16 protein-coding genes are annotated in these 14,830 nt (G+C 72.8%); 7 read left to right on the forward strand and 9 right to left on the reverse strand.

The genetic code is table 11. The annotated features are described in order from the left end of the window. Positions 1-392: 392 nt before the first annotated feature. The gene (locus tag EDD39_RS00895; RefSeq protein ID WP_123552837.1) at positions 393-2,027 is read left to right on the forward strand and encodes a M4 family metallopeptidase; all 1,635 of its coding nucleotides are present in this window, start codon (positions 393-395) and stop codon (positions 2,025-2,027) included. A 79-nt stretch (positions 2,028-2,106) separates the two neighbouring features. Here the strand turns inward: EDD39_RS00895 and EDD39_RS00900 are convergent, their stop codons facing one another. Then, positions 2,107-2,436 (reverse strand): DUF3817 domain-containing protein, encoded by a 330-nt coding sequence (locus EDD39_RS00900; RefSeq protein ID WP_035953674.1) that lies wholly within the window; start codon positions 2,434-2,436, stop codon positions 2,107-2,109. 161 nt (positions 2,437-2,597) lie between these two features. Between EDD39_RS00900 and EDD39_RS00905 the strand changes: the two genes are divergently transcribed. The 4 genes from EDD39_RS00905 to EDD39_RS00920 all read left to right on the forward strand — a co-directional run bounded on the left by EDD39_RS00905 (position 2,598) and on the right by EDD39_RS00920 (position 5,789). Next, complete coding sequence (locus EDD39_RS00905) at positions 2,598-3,371, forward strand: DUF2127 domain-containing protein (RefSeq protein ID WP_123560012.1); 774 nt, start codon at positions 2,598-2,600, stop codon at positions 3,369-3,371. A gap of 125 nt (positions 3,372-3,496) precedes the next feature. Then, entirely contained in the window at positions 3,497-4,135 is a 639-nt protein-coding gene (locus EDD39_RS00910) for an AIM24 family protein (protein WP_030457688.1), read from the forward strand. Further along, positions 4,135-4,785, forward strand: coding sequence for an AIM24 family protein (locus EDD39_RS00915; protein WP_123552839.1), 651 nt, complete (start codon positions 4,135-4,137; stop codon positions 4,783-4,785). Before EDD39_RS00910 ends, EDD39_RS00915 begins: the two co-directional genes overlap by 1 nt. A gap of 215 nt (positions 4,786-5,000) precedes the next feature. Beyond that, entirely contained in the window at positions 5,001-5,789 is a 789-nt protein-coding gene (locus EDD39_RS00920) for an AIM24 family protein (protein WP_244257075.1), read from the forward strand. Between the two features lie 193 nt (positions 5,790-5,982). Here the strand turns inward: EDD39_RS00920 and EDD39_RS00925 are convergent, their stop codons facing one another. The 6 genes from EDD39_RS00925 to EDD39_RS00950 all read right to left on the reverse strand — a co-directional run bounded on the left by EDD39_RS00925 (position 5,983) and on the right by EDD39_RS00950 (position 10,987). After that, a complete protein-coding gene (locus tag EDD39_RS00925) occupies positions 5,983-7,161 on the reverse strand; it encodes a cytochrome P450 family protein (RefSeq protein WP_123552841.1) in 1,179 nt (392 codons plus the stop codon). Next, positions 7,158-7,706, reverse strand: coding sequence for a GTP-binding protein (locus EDD39_RS00930; RefSeq protein WP_123560016.1), 549 nt, complete (start codon positions 7,704-7,706; stop codon positions 7,158-7,160). Before EDD39_RS00930 ends, EDD39_RS00925 begins: the two co-directional genes overlap by 4 nt. A gap of 70 nt (positions 7,707-7,776) precedes the next feature. Then, positions 7,777-8,145: a DUF742 domain-containing protein gene (locus EDD39_RS00935; protein WP_123552843.1), complete on the reverse strand. Its 369-nt coding sequence runs from the start codon at positions 8,143-8,145 to the stop codon at positions 7,777-7,779. Continuing rightward, on the reverse strand, positions 8,142-8,561 hold the full coding sequence (locus tag EDD39_RS00940; protein WP_030457694.1) for a roadblock/LC7 domain-containing protein: 420 nt from the start codon (positions 8,559-8,561) through the stop codon (positions 8,142-8,144). The genes EDD39_RS00935 and EDD39_RS00940 overlap by 4 nt, the downstream gene beginning before the upstream one ends. Continuing rightward, complete coding sequence (locus EDD39_RS00945) at positions 8,558-9,955, reverse strand: ATP-binding protein (RefSeq protein ID WP_123552845.1); 1,398 nt, start codon at positions 9,953-9,955, stop codon at positions 8,558-8,560. The genes EDD39_RS00940 and EDD39_RS00945 overlap by 4 nt, the downstream gene beginning before the upstream one ends. Before the next feature lie 51 nt (positions 9,956-10,006). Continuing rightward, a complete protein-coding gene (locus tag EDD39_RS00950) occupies positions 10,007-10,987 on the reverse strand; it encodes an MBL fold metallo-hydrolase (RefSeq protein ID WP_123552847.1) in 981 nt (326 codons plus the stop codon). Between the two features lie 190 nt (positions 10,988-11,177). On the opposite strand from EDD39_RS00950, the gene EDD39_RS00955 reads away from it, so the two are divergent. Continuing rightward, positions 11,178-11,699 (forward strand): MarR family winged helix-turn-helix transcriptional regulator, encoded by a 522-nt coding sequence (locus tag EDD39_RS00955; protein ID WP_123552849.1) that lies wholly within the window; start codon positions 11,178-11,180, stop codon positions 11,697-11,699. An 8-nt stretch (positions 11,700-11,707) separates the two neighbouring features. On the opposite strand, the gene meaB is transcribed toward EDD39_RS00955, so the two are convergent. Together meaB and EDD39_RS00965 are read right to left on the reverse strand one after the other, a co-directional pair. After that, positions 11,708-12,661, reverse strand: coding sequence for a methylmalonyl Co-A mutase-associated GTPase MeaB (gene meaB, locus EDD39_RS00960; RefSeq protein WP_123552851.1), 954 nt, complete (start codon positions 12,659-12,661; stop codon positions 11,708-11,710). A gap of 91 nt (positions 12,662-12,752) precedes the next feature. Continuing rightward, entirely contained in the window at positions 12,753-13,943 is a 1,191-nt protein-coding gene (locus EDD39_RS00965) for an acetyl-CoA C-acetyltransferase (protein ID WP_123552853.1), read from the reverse strand. Positions 13,944-14,186: 243 nt separating this feature from the next. On the opposite strand from EDD39_RS00965, the gene mce reads away from it, so the two are divergent. Next, entirely contained in the window at positions 14,187-14,621 is a 435-nt protein-coding gene (mce, locus tag EDD39_RS00970) for a methylmalonyl-CoA epimerase (RefSeq protein ID WP_123552855.1), read from the forward strand. Positions 14,622-14,830: the final 209 nt, after the last annotated feature.

Raw genomic sequence — 14,830 nt, forward strand, 5'->3', positions numbered from 1 at the left:
TTGGCGGGATCACGCCAAACAGACGGGGGCAGCCCGTTGGCCGCCCTTTACCGTGCATATTCCGGCAATATTCAGTGTTTTCAATGGAGTTGGGCCTTCGCCCAGCCCGCACCGCGTGGTTCGCAGCGAAACCTCCGATTTCCCGGCACCCCCATTGCCGGTCCGCTGGCGAGAGTTTGCCAATAGTTGCCGAACCGCTGTTCCGGGATTCTCCGCGTCGTCATGCTTCTGGCCAGCCCCGTTCGACACCGCCGGCCCACCCCACCGGCGCCTGTCATCTGACCGCACGGAGCTGCACGTCAGCACCCGTTCCGCCCCAGCAGGCACTGACCCCGGTGCCCCGGAGCGCGGTGCGACCGCACAGACGCGGTTGATCCGGAAGGAACCCGTACGTGAAGCGAAAGCTCGCTGTCGGCGCCGTTCTCTCTGCCTCGGCCCTGCTGGCCGGTGCGATCCAGGTGAGCGCCGGCATGGCGTACGCCGCACCCAACCCCGCCTCCCTCAACCGCGGCGACCAGCTCGCGCTGGCCGCCGCCCAGGCCCCCGCCGCCGCCAAGGCCCTGGGCCTCGGCGCCCAGGAGAAGCTGGTCGTCAAGGACGTCGTCGTCGACGCCGACGGCACCCGCCACTTCCGCTACGAGCGCACCTACAACGGGCTGCCGGTGCTCGGCGGCGACCTGGTCGTGCACCAGGCCGCCAACGGCAAGCTCAAGTCCACCGACAAGGCCGTCGCCGGCAGCCTGGCCCCCGCCTCGCTGAGCCCGAAGCTGACGGCCGGCCAGGCCGCCGGCAAGGCGACCGGCGCGGTGCAGGCCACCGTCGGCATCGCCAAGGACGCCGACGAGTCCGCCCTCACCTCGGTCTCCGGCGCCAGCGGCGACGCCCAGCTGGTGGTCTGGGCCGCCGACGGCGCCCCGCGCCTGGCCTACCGCACCACCGTGGAGGGCCTGCGGGCGGACGGCACCCCGAGCCGCCAGCTGCTGGTCACCGACGCGGACACCGGCGCGGTGCTCTCCACCCACGAGGAGATCCAGACCGCCAACGCGACCGGCACCGGCAACGGCGTCTTCGTCGGCAGCGTCCCGCTGACCACCAACTACACCGGCACCGCGTACCAGTTGAAGGACGCCACCCGCGGCGGCCAGTACACCACCACGCTGGCCAACAAGACCTCGGGCAAGGGCACCCTCTACTCGAAGTCCACCAACACCTGGGGCAACGGCCTGGCCTCCAACGGCGAGTCCGCGGCCGTCGACGCCCAGTACGGCGCGGCCGTCACCTGGGACTTCTACAAGAACACCTTCGGCCGGGCCGGCATCCGCGGCGACGGCGTCGGCGCGTACAGCCGGGTCCACTACGGGCGCAACTACGTCAACGCGTTCTGGGACGACAGCTGCTTCTGCATGACCTACGGCGACGGCGCCTCCAACAGCCACCCGCTGACCGAGCTCGACGTCTCCGGCCACGAGATGAGCCACGGTGTGACCTCCAACACCGCGGGCCTCAACTACTCGGGCGAGTCCGGCGGCCTGAACGAGGCCACCTCCGACATCTTCGGCACCATGGTCGAGTTCTACGCGAACCTGCCGAAGGACAACCCGGACTACCTCATCGGCGAGCTGATCGACATCAACGGCAACGGCACGCCGCTCCGTTACATGGACAAGCCCTCCAAGGACGGCGCGTCCGCCGACTACTGGTCCTCCACCGTCGGCAGCAAGGACGTCCACTACTCCTCGGGCGTCGCCAACCACTTCTTCTACCTGCTGGCCGAGGGCAGCGGCGCCAAGACCGTCAACGGCGTCAGCTACAACTCGCCCACCTACAACGGCGCGGCCGTCACCGGCATCGGCCGGGACAAGGCCGCCCAGGTCTGGTACCGGGCGCTGAGCGTCTACATGACCTCGACCACCAACTACAAGGCCGCCCGCACCGCGACCCTGAACGCGGCGAAGGACCTGTACGGCTCCGGCTCGGCCGAGTACAACGCGGTCGCGGCCGCGTGGACCGCGGTGAACGTCAGCTGACGCCGACCCGGTAGCAGAAAAGCCCGCGGCGGCCGGGCCTCCCACGAAGAGGCCCGGCCGCCGCGCACCACGTCCGGGGTCAGGCGGCGGCCGGCGCCGCCCCGTCCAGCTCGCCGCGCTCCTCCTTGGCCAGCATCCGCTCGGCGAAGAAGCCGCCGGTCGGCAGCACCGACAGCACGAACAGCAGCAGGCCGCGCTTCGGCTCCCAGCGGCGGGCCTGGTACGCCTGGACCAGGAACACCAGGTAGAGGATGAACAGCACGCCGTGCACCGTGCCCATCACCGGGACGGCGTTGAAGCTCGTGGTGCGCTTCAGCACCGAGCAGACCAGCAGCAGCAGGAACGACAGGCCCTCGGGGCCGGAGACCAGGCGCAGGCGGTGGACGGCGGCGACGCTCTTCACGGGGATTCCTCACGGGGGCAGGACGGGCGGCGGGTTTGTGAACGGATGCACAAGCCGGGACTATTATCACCGACCCGACGCCGCCCCCGACCGCGGACCCCCTATTCTGCTGTGCTGCGCGCGACCCGACCGCCGGGCCGCGCAGACCCACGGGGGAACGCACCATGCTGAAACGGGACTGGGACCGGCACACCTGCGCCAAGCGCGGCCACATCACCTACGCGCCCGACGAACCCGAGCTGCGCGAGCGCCTGCACACCGCCACCGCCGTCGGCACCGCCTGGCGCTGCCTGCGCTGCGGCGACTTCGCCCTCGGCGCCCCGCACGGCTCCGGCCCGGCCGGGGACGCGCCGCTGGTGCCCCGCGGCAAGGCGCTGCGCGACCTGTTCATCCTGCGCTTCCTGGCCGTCGAGCGGCTGCTGCGCGGCCTGCTGATCGTGATCGTCGCCTGGGGCGTGTGGAAGTTCTCCAACAGCCAGGACGCGGTGCGCCGGATCTTCGACGAGAACCTGACCGTCTTCAAGCCGGTCACCGACCACTTCCACTTCGACCTGGAGCACTCGCCGATCGTCGACACCATCCGCAAGACCTTCGACTACAAGCACTCCACCCTGGTCTACGTGGCCGCGGCGCTGGTGGTGTACGCGCTGATCGAGATCGTCGAGGCGTTCGGCCTGTGGTGGGGCCACCGCTGGGCCGAGTACCTGACCGTGGTCGCCACCGCCGCGTTCCTGCCGCTGGAGGGCTACGAACTCACCGAGCACGTCAGCGCGCTGAAGATCTGCACGCTGCTGCTGAACATCGCCGCGGTGCTCTGGATCATGCTCTCCAAGCGCCTGTTCGGCCTGCGCGGCGGCCGCGCCGCGTTCGAGGCCGAGCGGCACTCGGCCTCGCTGCTGGAGGTCGAGGTCTCCGCGGGGGCGCTGCCGCAGGCGGTCTGACCGCCGGCAATTCGTCCGGTATGTCCGCCTGACGGTATGTCCGATGTACGGGTTTCGTACCGAACGGGTACCAGCCCGCCCGGTTCCCCTCCCCAGCCGGGGAGGGGGCCGCTAGATTCCCGGACGTGGCACAGTTCCGACTCCAGGGGTCCAGAGTCCTCGCCGTCGATCTCGCCGGGGACACCGTCAAGGCACGCAACGGCTCGATGGTCGCCTACACCGGGCAGATGGGCTTCAAGAAGCTCACCGGCGGCGGCGACGGCCTGCGCGGCATGGTCACCCGCCGGCTCACCGGCGAACGCATGGAGGTCATGGAGGTGAAGGGGCAGGGCACCTGCTACTTCGCCGACAAGGCCACCGAGATCAACCTGGTCCGGCTGAACGGCGAGACGCTGTTCGTCGAGTCCGACAACCTGCTCGCCACCGAGGCGACGCTGCGCACCGGCACCTCCTTCACCGGCCTGAACGGCATGGCCAGCGGCAACGGCCTGTTCACCACCAAGGTCGAGGGCCAGGGCTGGGCCGCGGTCACCTCGGACGGCCCCGCAGTGATCCTCCGGGTCTCCCAGGGGCTGCCGCTGCGGGTCGACCCGGGCGCGTACATCGCCCACACCGGCAACCTGCAGCGGGCGCTCAAGTCCGGGGCCGGCTGGACCACCCTGATCGGCGAGGGCGGCGGCGAGGCCATGCAGGTCGAGTTCACCGGCGAGGGCCTGGTCTACGTCCAGCCCTCCGAGCGCAGGACGCTGGGAGGCGAGGTCTGATGGCCTTCACCCGGATCAACAGCAAGATGATCTCCGCGCAGATCGTGCCCGGCCAGCGGGTCCTCTCCCAGCGCGGCTCGATGCTCGGCTACACCGGCGAGGTCTCCTTCCAGCCCAACCTGATGGGCGGCCAGGGCGGCGTGATGTCGATGATCGGCCGCCGGGTCGCCAACGAGGACACCCCGCTGATGACCGTCGAGGGCCACGGCACCGTGATGTTCGGCCACGGCGGCCACCACGTGCACGTGATCGACCTCGTCGGCGACACCCTGTACGTGGAGGCCGACCGGCTGCTCGCCTTCGAGGGCAGCCTGCAGCAGTCCACCATGTTCATGGGCCAGCAGGGCGGCCTGATGGGCGTGGTCCGCGGCCAGGTGACCGGCCAGGGCCTGTTCACCACCAAGCTCACCGGCAAGGGCGCGGTCGCCGTGATGGCCCACGGCGGGGTGATCGAACTCCCGATCTTCCCCGGCCAGTCCGTCCACGTCGACCCGCAGGCCTACGTCGCGCACCGCGGCGAGGTCACCAACAAGCTCTCCACCGCCCTCGGCTGGCGCGACATGGTCGGCCGCGGCTCCGGCGAGGCGTTCCAGCTCGAACTGTCCGGGCAGGGCACGGTGTACGTGCAGGCCAGCGAGGTGAAGCTCTGATGTCCTACCCCCCGCAGCCCCCGCAGTCGCCCTACGGCCAGCAGCCGTACGGGCAGCAGCCGTACGGCCAGCAGCCCCAGCCGTACCCGCCGCAGGGCCCCCCGCCCGGGTACTCCCAGCAGCAGTACGAGCAGTCCCACCAGGCCACCCAGGCCGGGATGCACGTCCCCCCGCCGCCCCACCAGGCGCCCCCCGCCGGGCAGTTCGGCGCGCCGGTGTTCCAGCCGCCCGGCGGCGACGGCCCGCAGGTCTGGGACGCCGGCACGCTGCCCGCCAACGACAACGTCAACCCGTACTGCTTCTCGGTCGACCTGAACGGCGCGTACTACCTGCAGAAGGGCAAGATGATCGCCTACTACGGCGAGATGCGCTTCTCCGGGATCGGCCGCGGCGCGCTCGACCGCGTCCTGGAGCAGAACTTCAACTCCCCGCTGCACGCCGCCGACTGGGTCGTCGCCGAGGGCCGCGGCAAACTGCTGCTCGCCGACCGCTCGTACGACCTCAACTCGTACGACCTGGAGGACGGCAACCTGACCGTCCGCTCCGGCAACCTGCTCGCCTTCGAGCCCACCCTGCGGCTCAAGCAGTCGATCATCCCCGGGTTCCTGACCCTGATCGGCACCGGCAAGTTCGTCGCCGCGTCCAACGGGCCGGTGCACTTCGTCGAACCCCCGATCCGGGTCGACCCGCAGGCCCTGGTCGGCTGGGCCGACTGCCCCGCGCCCTGCCACCACTACGACCACAGCTACCTGCACGGCGTCCTCGGCGGCCTGCGGCACCTGACCGGGATCGGCGGCGCCAGCGGCGAGGAGCACCAGTTCGAGTTCATCGGGGCCGGGCAGGTGCTGATGCAGTCCTCCGAGACGCTGATGGCCGAGAGGTCCGTCGGCGTGGTCGGCGCGGAGCCGGGCATCCCCGGCGCGAACGTCCCGCAGCAGCAGCACGGCGGCGGGGCGGCGGGGCTCGGCAACCTGGGAGACCTGGGGCGGCGCTTCGGGCTGTAGGTGGGGATGCGAAAGCAGGGGCGCGGGGAACTGCGCGCAGCGGAGGAGCGCGTCAGCGAGGTCGCGAGACAGTGCAGCACACTGTCCTGCGAGGCGGTCTGGCTGTGCGTGCTCGCTCGGCCGCGCAGTTCCCCGCGCCCCTGCCAGTGCGCGATCTGGCGGTGCGTGATCTGGCGGGGCGCGAGCAGCGCTCTCACACGGGTGTGAACTCCACCGGGAGGGAGACCAGGGCCCGGTGAATGGGGCCCGGGCGCCAGAAGACGTCCGGGGTGGGGACGGCGAGGCGGAGGTCGGTGAGGCGGCTGATCAGGTACTCGACGGCGGTGACGGCCATCAGGACGGCGGGTTGGCGGGCCGGGCAGCGGTGCGGGCCGGCGCCCCAGGCGAGGTGGGCGTAGGAGCCGCCGAGGGACTCGCTCTCGGCGGGGGTGAGCACGGCCTGCGCGTTGGCGGAGGCGTAGGAGACCAGGACGGGCTGCTCGGGGGTGAGCGGGGTGCCGTGGAAGACGATCTCGTGCCGGGGGTAGTGCGGGGAGAAGTTGGACAGCGGGGGGTCGTTCCAGAGCACCTCGTTGACCGCGTCGTGGGCGGTCATCGCGCCGCTGTGCAGCGAGCCGGCGTAGCGGTCGTCGGAGAGCATCCGCAGCAGCGCGTTGGCGATCAGGTTGGCGGTGGGTTCGTGGCCGGCCATCAGGGTGAGGGTGATGTGCCGGACGACCTCGTCGTCGGCGAGCTTCGCGGGGTGGCCGAGGAAGGCGGAGATCAGGTCGTGCCGGGGCGCGGTGCGGCGGTCGGCGACCTGTTCGGTGATGACGGCGACCAGGTCGGCGTACGCGGCGGCGGCGCCGGTGGAGGTTTCGAAGGAGCGGTTCATCGCGGTGCTGATCCGGTCGATGTCCGGGTCGGGGACGCCGTACCAGGAGGTGAGGATGAGCAGCGGGAGCCGGTAGGCGTACTGGGCGAGCAGGTCGGCCTTGCCGCTGCCGGCGAACTCGGCGATGAGCTGTTCGGCGACGGCGGTGGTGTCGCGTTGCAGCAGGTGGGGTTCGAGGATGCCGACGCTGTCGGTGATGACCTGGCGGTAGCGGGTGTGGGCGGGGCCGTCGGAGAAGAGGGCGGTGGGGCGCCAGCCGAACAGCGGGAGCAGCGGGGAGTCGGCGGGCTGGGTGGCCTGCCAGCGGCGCGGGTCGCGGGTCCAGGTGTCGGTGTCGCGGAGGACTTCGAGGGCGACGTGGTAGTCGGTGACCAGCCAGGCGTCGACGCCGGGGGCGAGTTCGACGGGGGCGAGCGGTCCGCGGTCGCGCAGCCGGGCGTAGTGGGCGTGCGGGTCGGCGGCGAACTGGGGCCCGTAGAGGGCGGTGCGGGGGGTCACGGGGAGGTCTCCTGGGGGAGGCGGTCCAGGACGTGCTCGGTGAGGGCGATCAGGGCGTCGACGCAGCCTTCGCGTTCGCGGGCGTCGACCTCGACCAGCGGGGTGGCGGGGTCGAGGTCGAGGGCGGCGCGGATCGCGTCGAGGGCGATCGGCGGGGTGTCGGGGAAGCGGTTGACGGCGACGGCGTAGGGCAGGCCGGCTTCCTCGATCAGGTCCATGGCGTCGAAGGCGTCGGCGAGCCGGCGGGTGTCGGCCAGCACGAGGGCGCCGAGGGCGCCGCGGGCGAGGTCCTCCCAGAGCGGGAGGAAGCGGCGCTGGCCGGGGGTGCCGAACAGGTAGAGGACGAACTCGCCCGCGGAGAGGGTGAGTCGGCCGAAGTCGACGGCGACGGTGGTGGCGGTCTTGCCGGGGGTGCGGCTGGTGTCGTCGACGGGGGCGCCGGCGGCGGTCATGGTCTCCTCGGTGTGCAGCGTCGGGATCTCCGACAGGGTGCGCACGAAGGTGGTCTTGCCGACCCCGAAGGGCCCGGTGACCATGAGTTTCATCAGGATCGGGTCGGTGGGGGGCAGGTAGGCCGGGGCCCCCGAGGGTCCGTCACCGGGCAGGGTGACGGTGCTACTTGAGGGCGCGAAGTCCACTGAGGAGCCTTTCGGCGAGGTCCCGGTTGACCGGCTGGGCGGAGGGGATCGGCGCGCGGACCGCCAGGGCGCCGCGTTCGGCCAGGTCGGCGGCGATGAAGACGGTCGCGCTGACGGGCAGCCGCAGGTGGGCGGCGGCCTCGGCGACGGTCAGGGCGCCGGGGCGGACGAGTTCCCATAACTGGCGGTGTTCGCCGCCGAGTCCGGCCGGGAGGTCGGCGGCGGCGTGCAGCACGCTGAGCCGTTCCAGGCGGTGGGTGCCGGCCGCGGCGGTGCGGCCCTGGGTGGCGAGGTAGGCGGGCACCAGACGGCGGCGGGGGCCCTGCGGGCGGGGGGAGGCGGTCATGTGTGGCTCGCTTCCCGGGCGGGGCTGGCCAGGGCCCGGGCGAGCGCGGCGACCTGGACCTGCATCTGGTAGGCGATGGTGCCGAGGTCGGCGCCGGGGAGGGCGAAGACGGCCAGCGAGGAGTTCTCGCCGGCCGGGGTGACCACGGCGTAGCCGTGCTCGGACTCGACCACGGTCTGGTTGAGCTTGACCTTCTCGGCGCCGGTGAAGGCGGTGGTGAAGGCGCGGGCGGCGGCGTGCAGCGAGGCGGTCATGGCGGCGACCCGGTCGGCGCCGTCCCGGCCGAGGTCGGCGGAGTGGCCGGTGACCAGGCCGTCGCCGGTGGCGATGACGGCGTTCTGGACGCCGGGCAGGTCGAGCAGCGGGGTGAGGACCCAGGAGAGGTCCTCGGTGTGGCGGCGGAGCTGGGCGGTCACGGGGTTTCGACTCCTTCGGGTGCGGCGGGTCCGGCGGGGCGCGCCGGCCGGTCGGCGGCGCTGCGTCCGGCGGCGGTGCCGGACTGGAGGGCCGACCACGCGCTGCGGGCCCGGTCGGGGCTGGTGCCCGCCGGGGCGGGGAGGGGGGACGGCGCGTCCTGGTGCGGGACGCGGGGGGCGCGGCGCTTGCGGGTGGGCAGGGCGTCGCCCGCGTCGAACACCGGGGCGGTCTGGGTGATCGGGCGGGGGGCCAGGGCGGAGAGCGGGGCGGCCGGGTCGGTGAGGGTGAGCAGGTCGGCGGGCAGCCGCAGGATGGCGCGGACGCCGCCGTACGGGGAGGGTTCGACCCGGCAGCCGAAGCCGAACTGGCGGCAGAGCAGGCCGATCACCGCGAAGCCGGCCTGCGGCGGGTCGCCGAGTTCGGTGAGCAGCACCTCGGCCTGGCCGTCGAGCAGGTCGCGGGCCCGTTCGAGCTGGTCGGGCTCCATGCCGACGCCCATGTCGTCGACCACGACCAGGGCGCCGGAGCTGCCCTGTTCGACGGAGACCACGACCCGGGTCTCGGGGTGCGAGTAGGCGGTGGCGTTGCCGAGGATCTCGGCGAGCGCGATGGCGACGGGTTCGGCGGCCCGGGCGGCCACCGCGAGCCGGGGTTCGCGCAGGTGGTTGGTGATCTCGACGCGGGCGTAGCCGGCCACCCGGGACTGCGCGCCGACGCAGAGTTCGGCGAGCGGGGAGTCCTCCCGGGTCATGCCGGGCCAGGCGCCGGAGAGCACGGCGAGGGACTGCACCCGGCGCAGGGTGAGTTCGTTGCGGAAGTCGAGGGCGAGCATCCGGGGGTCGTCGACGGTGAGCTGGAGCTCCTCCAGCAGCGAGCGGACCTGGATCAGCAGCGCCTGGATCTTGGAGGCGGCGCCGCGCAGGGCGGCCCGGGCGGCGGCGTCGGTGCGTTCGCGTTCGGCGAGCGCGGCGCGGACGGCGGTGCCCAGGACGGCGTCCAGGGCGCGGTGCAGTTCCTCGTGGCCGGTGCCGGTGTCGAGCGGGCCGGGGACGGGGGTGCGGGGGTGGGTGAGCGCGGTGGCGGCGGCGGGCAGGCGTTCGTGCGCGAGGTGGGTGAGTTCGCGGACGGCGGTGGCCAGCCGGGCTTCGGCGAGGGTGTGCCGGGCCTCGGCGGCGTGGGCCCGGCCGTCGGCCGTGCGGGCGCGGTCCTCGCCGGTGCGGGCGCGGTCCTCGGCGGCCCGGGCGCGGACCTCGGCGCCCTGGGCGCGGGTCTCGGCCTCGGTGGCGCGCTGGGTGGCGGCCCGGGCGGTGCGGGTGGCCCGCCGGGCCGACCAGAGCAGGGGTCCTGCGGTCAGCGCGGCACCGGCCAGCAGGGCGAGCACGATCTCGACCATGGGGTCCTCGGGGAAGTCGTCGCTGGGGTCGGAGGGGGTGCTGGGGTCGGTTCAGGCGGTGCGGGCGGCGCGCTGCCGGGCCAGGCCGGCCATCCGGCCGACGACCTCGAGCATGGCGGGGGGTTCGGCGCCGTCGAGGTGCCGGTACTCGGTGCCGATGGTGACCAGCAGCCGTTCGGGGAGGCCGAGTTCGGGGTAGCGGGCCTCGTCGATGACGGCCCGGGCGGCTTCGGCGGCGGTGCGGCCGGCGGCGTGCAGGGCGTGTGCGCGGTCGCGGACGTAGCGCAGGTAGCCGGCGTGGGTGCGCAGGTCGGCGCGGGTGAGCAGCGGGCCGTGGCCGGGGACGACGGTCTCGGCGCCGGTGTCGAGCAGCCGTTCGACGGCGTCGATGACGTTGCCGAGCGGGCCGGCCCAGTGCACGGGGTGGTCGCCGGGGCTCTCGGCGGTGGAGCCGAAGACGATGTCGCCGGTGAAGACGGTGGAGCGGGTGGGCAGGTGGACGATCAGGTCGCCGCTGGTGTGGGCCGGCGGGAGGCTGCTGATCTGCACCGGGATGTCGCCGACGCGCAGTTCGAGTTCGCCGGTGAAGACGGTGTCGGGGACGACCGGCGGGGTGTCGGCCCAGTCGAAGCAGCCGAAGTGCTCGTGCAGGTAGGCGCCGGTGTCGTCGTCCTTGTCGAGGTTCTGCAGCAGGGCGTGCTGCTGCTCGGGGGTCGGCTCGTAGGCGATGTGGTGCAGGGCCTCGCGGGTGGTGATGACCTCGGCGTCGGGCAGGACGCCGGCGCCCCAGAGGTGGTCGCCGTTGGCGTGGGTGACCACGATCCGGCCGACCTCGGTGCCGGGGGCGAGGACGGCGCGGGTGCGCTCCAGGAACTCGCCGGCCAGGGTGCGGTCGTAGGGGGTGTCGATCCACAGCGCGGAGCCGCCGGCGGTGACCAGGCCGCAGTTGGCCAGTCCCCAGCCGCGTTGCTGCGGCTGCCATGCGTATATACCGTCGGCTATCGAATGGAAGTGCGCGCTCCGCGTCGTCATGGGCGCGATTATGCCCAACTCTGTGTCACCGTTTGACTCCGGGCCGGGAATTGGCCACGGGCGGCCGGATCCGGCCGCCCGCGGTGACGGTGGTGCGTGGGCGGAGCAGTCGGCTCGGACCCCGGTCGAGCGCGGTGGTCCGGACGGTGAATTCGTACAACATTGAACAACTTCGGCTATACTCGGCCGCATGGACAACCCTGTGACCGAAGCGCCCGCGGTCCCCGCCTCCCGCCGGGACGGGGAGGCGGACGCCCCGTGGCTCGACGCCCGTGAGCAGCGGTTCTGGCGCGCCCACCTGGAGGTCGGCAAGCTGCTCGACCACCAGCTGAGCCGGGAACTGCAGGCGCACAACCTCGCCATCAACGACTACGAGATCCTGGTGGTGCTCTCCGAGTCCCCGGACCGCCGGATGCGGATGACCGACCTGGCCACCGCCACCCTGCAGTCCAAGAGCCGGCTCTCGCACCAGATCACCCGGATGGAGACGGCCGGCCTGGTGCTGCGCCAGGAGTGCCCGGGCGACCGCCGCGGCCTGTACGCGCACCTGACCGAGCACGGCTGGGAGACGCTCCGCAAGGTCGCCCCGGACCACGTCCGCAGCGTCCGCGAGCACTTCATCGACCGGCTCACCGACGAGCAGCTGGACGCGCTGTACGCGGCCCTGGCCCCGATCGCCGAGCACCTGCGCGGGCTCCGCGGCCGGGGCTGACGGCAGCCTCAGGAGGTCAGTTCGGCCACCAGCCGGTCGGCCGCCGCGTACGGGTCGAGCTCGCCCGCCGCGACCTGCCCGGCCAGCGCGTCCAGGTGCCGGTCGCCGCGCAGGTCGCCGATCCGGGCGCGCAGCGCGGCCAGCGCGATCGCCTCGACCTCCTGGGCGGCCCGGCGCCGGCGGCGGGCGTCCAGCTCGCCGGTCTCGGCCAGCCAGCCGCGGTGCTTCTCCAGCGCCTCGACGAGCTCGTCCACGCCCTCGCCGCGGGCCGCCACGGTCTTGACGATCGGCGGCCGCCAGTCGCCCGCCTGCCGGGACTCCCCCAGGCCGAGCATGTGGTTGAGCTCGCGGGCGGTGGCGTCCGCGCCGTCCCGGTCGGCCTTGTTGACCACGAACACGTCGCCGATCTCCAGGATGCCCGCCTTGGCGGCCTGGATGCCGTCGCCCATGCCGGGGGCCAGCAGCACCACCGAGGTGTCGGCCTGCGCGGCGACCTCCACCTCGGACTGCCCGACGCCGACGGTCTCCACCAGGATCACGTCGCAGCCGGCCCCGTCCAGCACCCGCAGCGCCTGCGGGGCGGCCCAGGCCAGGCCGCCGAGGTGGCCGCGGGTGGCCATCGAGCGGATGAACACCTCCGGGTCGGTGGCGTGCTCCTGCATCCGCACCCGGTCGCCGAGCAGCGCCCCGCCGGAGAACGGCGAGGACGGGTCGACGGCCAGCACCCCGACTCGCTTGCCGAGCCGGCGGTAGGCGCTCACCAGCGCCGAGGTGGAGGTGGACTTGCCCACCCCGGGCGAGCCGGTCAGGCCCACCGTGTAGGCCCGCCCGCTGTACGGGGCGAGCGCCGCCATCACCTCGCGCAGTTCGGGCGCGGCGTTCTCCACCAGCGTGATCAGCCGGGCCACCGCCCGGGGACGGCCCTGCCGGGCCTGCTCGACCAGCGTCGCCACATCGGCCATCGAAAATCGCTCCTCGCAGCAGAAAGACGGACGCCCCGCCGGGCCGCGTGACACGGCCCGACGGGGGTCCTGGGGTTTCCCGGGGTTCAGGTCAGCCCTGCGCGGGGACCTTGACGATCAGCGCGTCGCCCTGGCCGCCGCCGCCGCACAGCGCGGCCGCGCCGACCCCGCCGCCGCGGCGCTGCAGCTCCAGCGCCAGGTGCAGCACCACGCGGGCGCCGGACATGCCGATCGGGTGGCCGAGCGCGATCGCGCCGCCGTTGACGTTGACGATCGAGTCGTCCACGCCGAGGTCCTTCATCGACTGGTGGGCGACCGCGGCGAACGCCTCGTTGATCTCGATCAGGTCGAGGTCGCCGACCTCCAGTCCCTCCTTGGCGAGGGCGTGCTTGATCGCGTTGGACGGCTGCGACTGCAGCGAGTTGTCCGGGCCCGCGACGTTGCCGTGCGCGCCGATCTCGGCGATCCAGCTCAGGCCCAGCTCCTCGGCCTTGGCCCGGCTCATCACCACGACCGCGGCGGCGCCGTCGGAGATCTGCGAGGAGGTGCCGGCCGTGATCGTGCCGTCCTTGGCGAAGGCGGGGCGCAGCTTGGCCAGGCCCTCGACCGTGGTGTCGGCCCGGATGCCCTCGTCCTGGGAGAACATCACCGGGTCGCCCTTGCGCTGCGGGACCGGCACCGGGGTGATCTCGGCCTCGAACACGCCGTCGGCCTGGGCCTTGGCGGCCCGCTGGTGGGAGGCGGCCGCGATGGCGTCCTGCACGTCCCGGGCGATGCCCAGGCGGGTGTTGTGCTTCTCGGTGGACTCGCCCATCGGGATGTTCTCGTAGGCGTCGGTCAGGCCGTCGTGCGCCATCGCGTCGAGCATGCCGATCGCGCCGTACTTGAAGCCCTCGCGGGACTTGGGCAGCAGGTGCGGGGCGTTGGTCATCGACTCCTGGCCGCCGGCCACCACGATGTCGAACTCGCCGGCCCGGATCAGCTGGTCGGCCAGCGCGATCGCGTCCAGCCCGGAGAGGCAGACCTTGTTGATGCTCAGTGCCGGGACGCTCATCGGGATGCCGGCCTTGACCGCCGCCTGCCGCGCCGGGATCTGCCCCGCGCCGGCCTGCAGCACCTGCCCCATGATCACGTACTGCACCTGCCCGCCGGTGATCCCGGCCCGCTCCAGCGCGGCCTTGATGGCGAAGCCGCCCAACTCGGCGCCGGAGAATCCCTTGAGCGAGCCGAGCAGCCGCCCCATCGGGGTGCGGGCACCTGCGACGATCACAGAAGTAGTCATGGACGAGCCCCTTCGCGCGTCGGACCAGAGGGTACGGGGGATGCGGTCAATGTACTGATCGGTCACCTCTGCGTCACCGCCGGGACGATGTGATCAGCGCTACTGGCACTTACCAGTGAACACCGTGCCGGATCCGGGCAGGGACGTGTGAGCAGGCTCGCAGCGCGGCCCGCTGGCGTCCGGTCGGCGCGATGCGCTGCACTGGGTGCCATCCCTCACCGTCCGCACCCTCCGGAGGACACCGTGCTGACCCGCATCGACCACATCGGCATCGCCTGCTTCGACCTGGACCGGACGGTCGAGTTCTACCGCTCCGCGTACGGCTTCGAGGTGTTCCACAGCGAGGTCAACGAGGAGCAGGGGGTGCGCGAGGCCATGCTGAAGATCAACGACACCGGGGACGGCGGGGCCTCCTACCTGCAGCTGCTGGAGCCGACCCGGGAGGACTCCACGGTGGCCAAGTGGCTGGCCAAGAACGGCGAGGGCGTGCACCACATCGCGTTCGGCACCGCCGACGTGGACGCCGACGCGGCCGCGATCGCGGGCAAGGGCGTGCGGGTGCTGTACGACGAGCCGCGGCGGGGGTCGATGGGCTCCCGGATCACCTTCCTGCACCCCAAGGACTGCGGCGGCGTGCTGACCGAACTGGTCACCGGCGCGGAGCCGTCCGAGCACTGACCGGAGCCGGCCGAGCGCGGGTACGCACCGGGTACGGGGCGGGTCCGGGGGCCGTCCGGCCGGTAACGAACCGGTCGGTAACTTCCGAAAAGCACCTCGCCCCCATTCCCCCGGGAGCGGCTCCCACTACAATGCCCAGGTGCGCTGGTACCGCCGGTCCGCGCACCGCAGGGGAGTCCACGACGCGGGCACGGCCGGACGGTCGCCGT

This window comes from Kitasatospora cineracea, assembly GCF_003751605.1.
Taxonomy (GTDB): Bacteria; Actinomycetota; Actinomycetes; order Streptomycetales; family Streptomycetaceae; genus Kitasatospora; species Kitasatospora cineracea.

What these genes read in the sequence shown, in the direction of transcription:
- EDD39_RS00915 (WP_123552839.1), top strand. Translation starts at nt 4,135, where the DNA reads ATGGCCTTCACCCGGATCAACAGCAAGATGATCTCCGCGCAGATCGTG.
- EDD39_RS00930 (WP_123560016.1), bottom strand. Translation starts at nt 7,706, where the DNA reads ATGAAACTCATGGTCACCGGGCCCTTCGGGGTCGGCAAGACCACCTTC.
- EDD39_RS00935 (WP_123552843.1), bottom strand. Translation starts at nt 8,145, where the DNA reads ATGACCGCCTCCCCCCGCCCGCAGGGCCCCCGCCGCCGTCTGGTGCCC.
- EDD39_RS00945 (WP_123552845.1), bottom strand. Translation starts at nt 9,955, where the DNA reads ATGGTCGAGATCGTGCTCGCCCTGCTGGCCGGTGCCGCGCTGACCGCA.
- EDD39_RS00950 (WP_123552847.1), bottom strand. Translation starts at nt 10,987, where the DNA reads ATGACGACGCGGAGCGCGCACTTCCATTCGATAGCCGACGGTATATAC.
- EDD39_RS00955 (WP_123552849.1), top strand. Translation starts at nt 11,178, where the DNA reads ATGGACAACCCTGTGACCGAAGCGCCCGCGGTCCCCGCCTCCCGCCGG.
- meaB (WP_123552851.1), bottom strand. Translation starts at nt 12,661, where the DNA reads ATGGCCGATGTGGCGACGCTGGTCGAGCAGGCCCGGCAGGGCCGTCCC.
- EDD39_RS00965 (WP_123552853.1), bottom strand. Translation starts at nt 13,943, where the DNA reads ATGACTACTTCTGTGATCGTCGCAGGTGCCCGCACCCCGATGGGGCGG.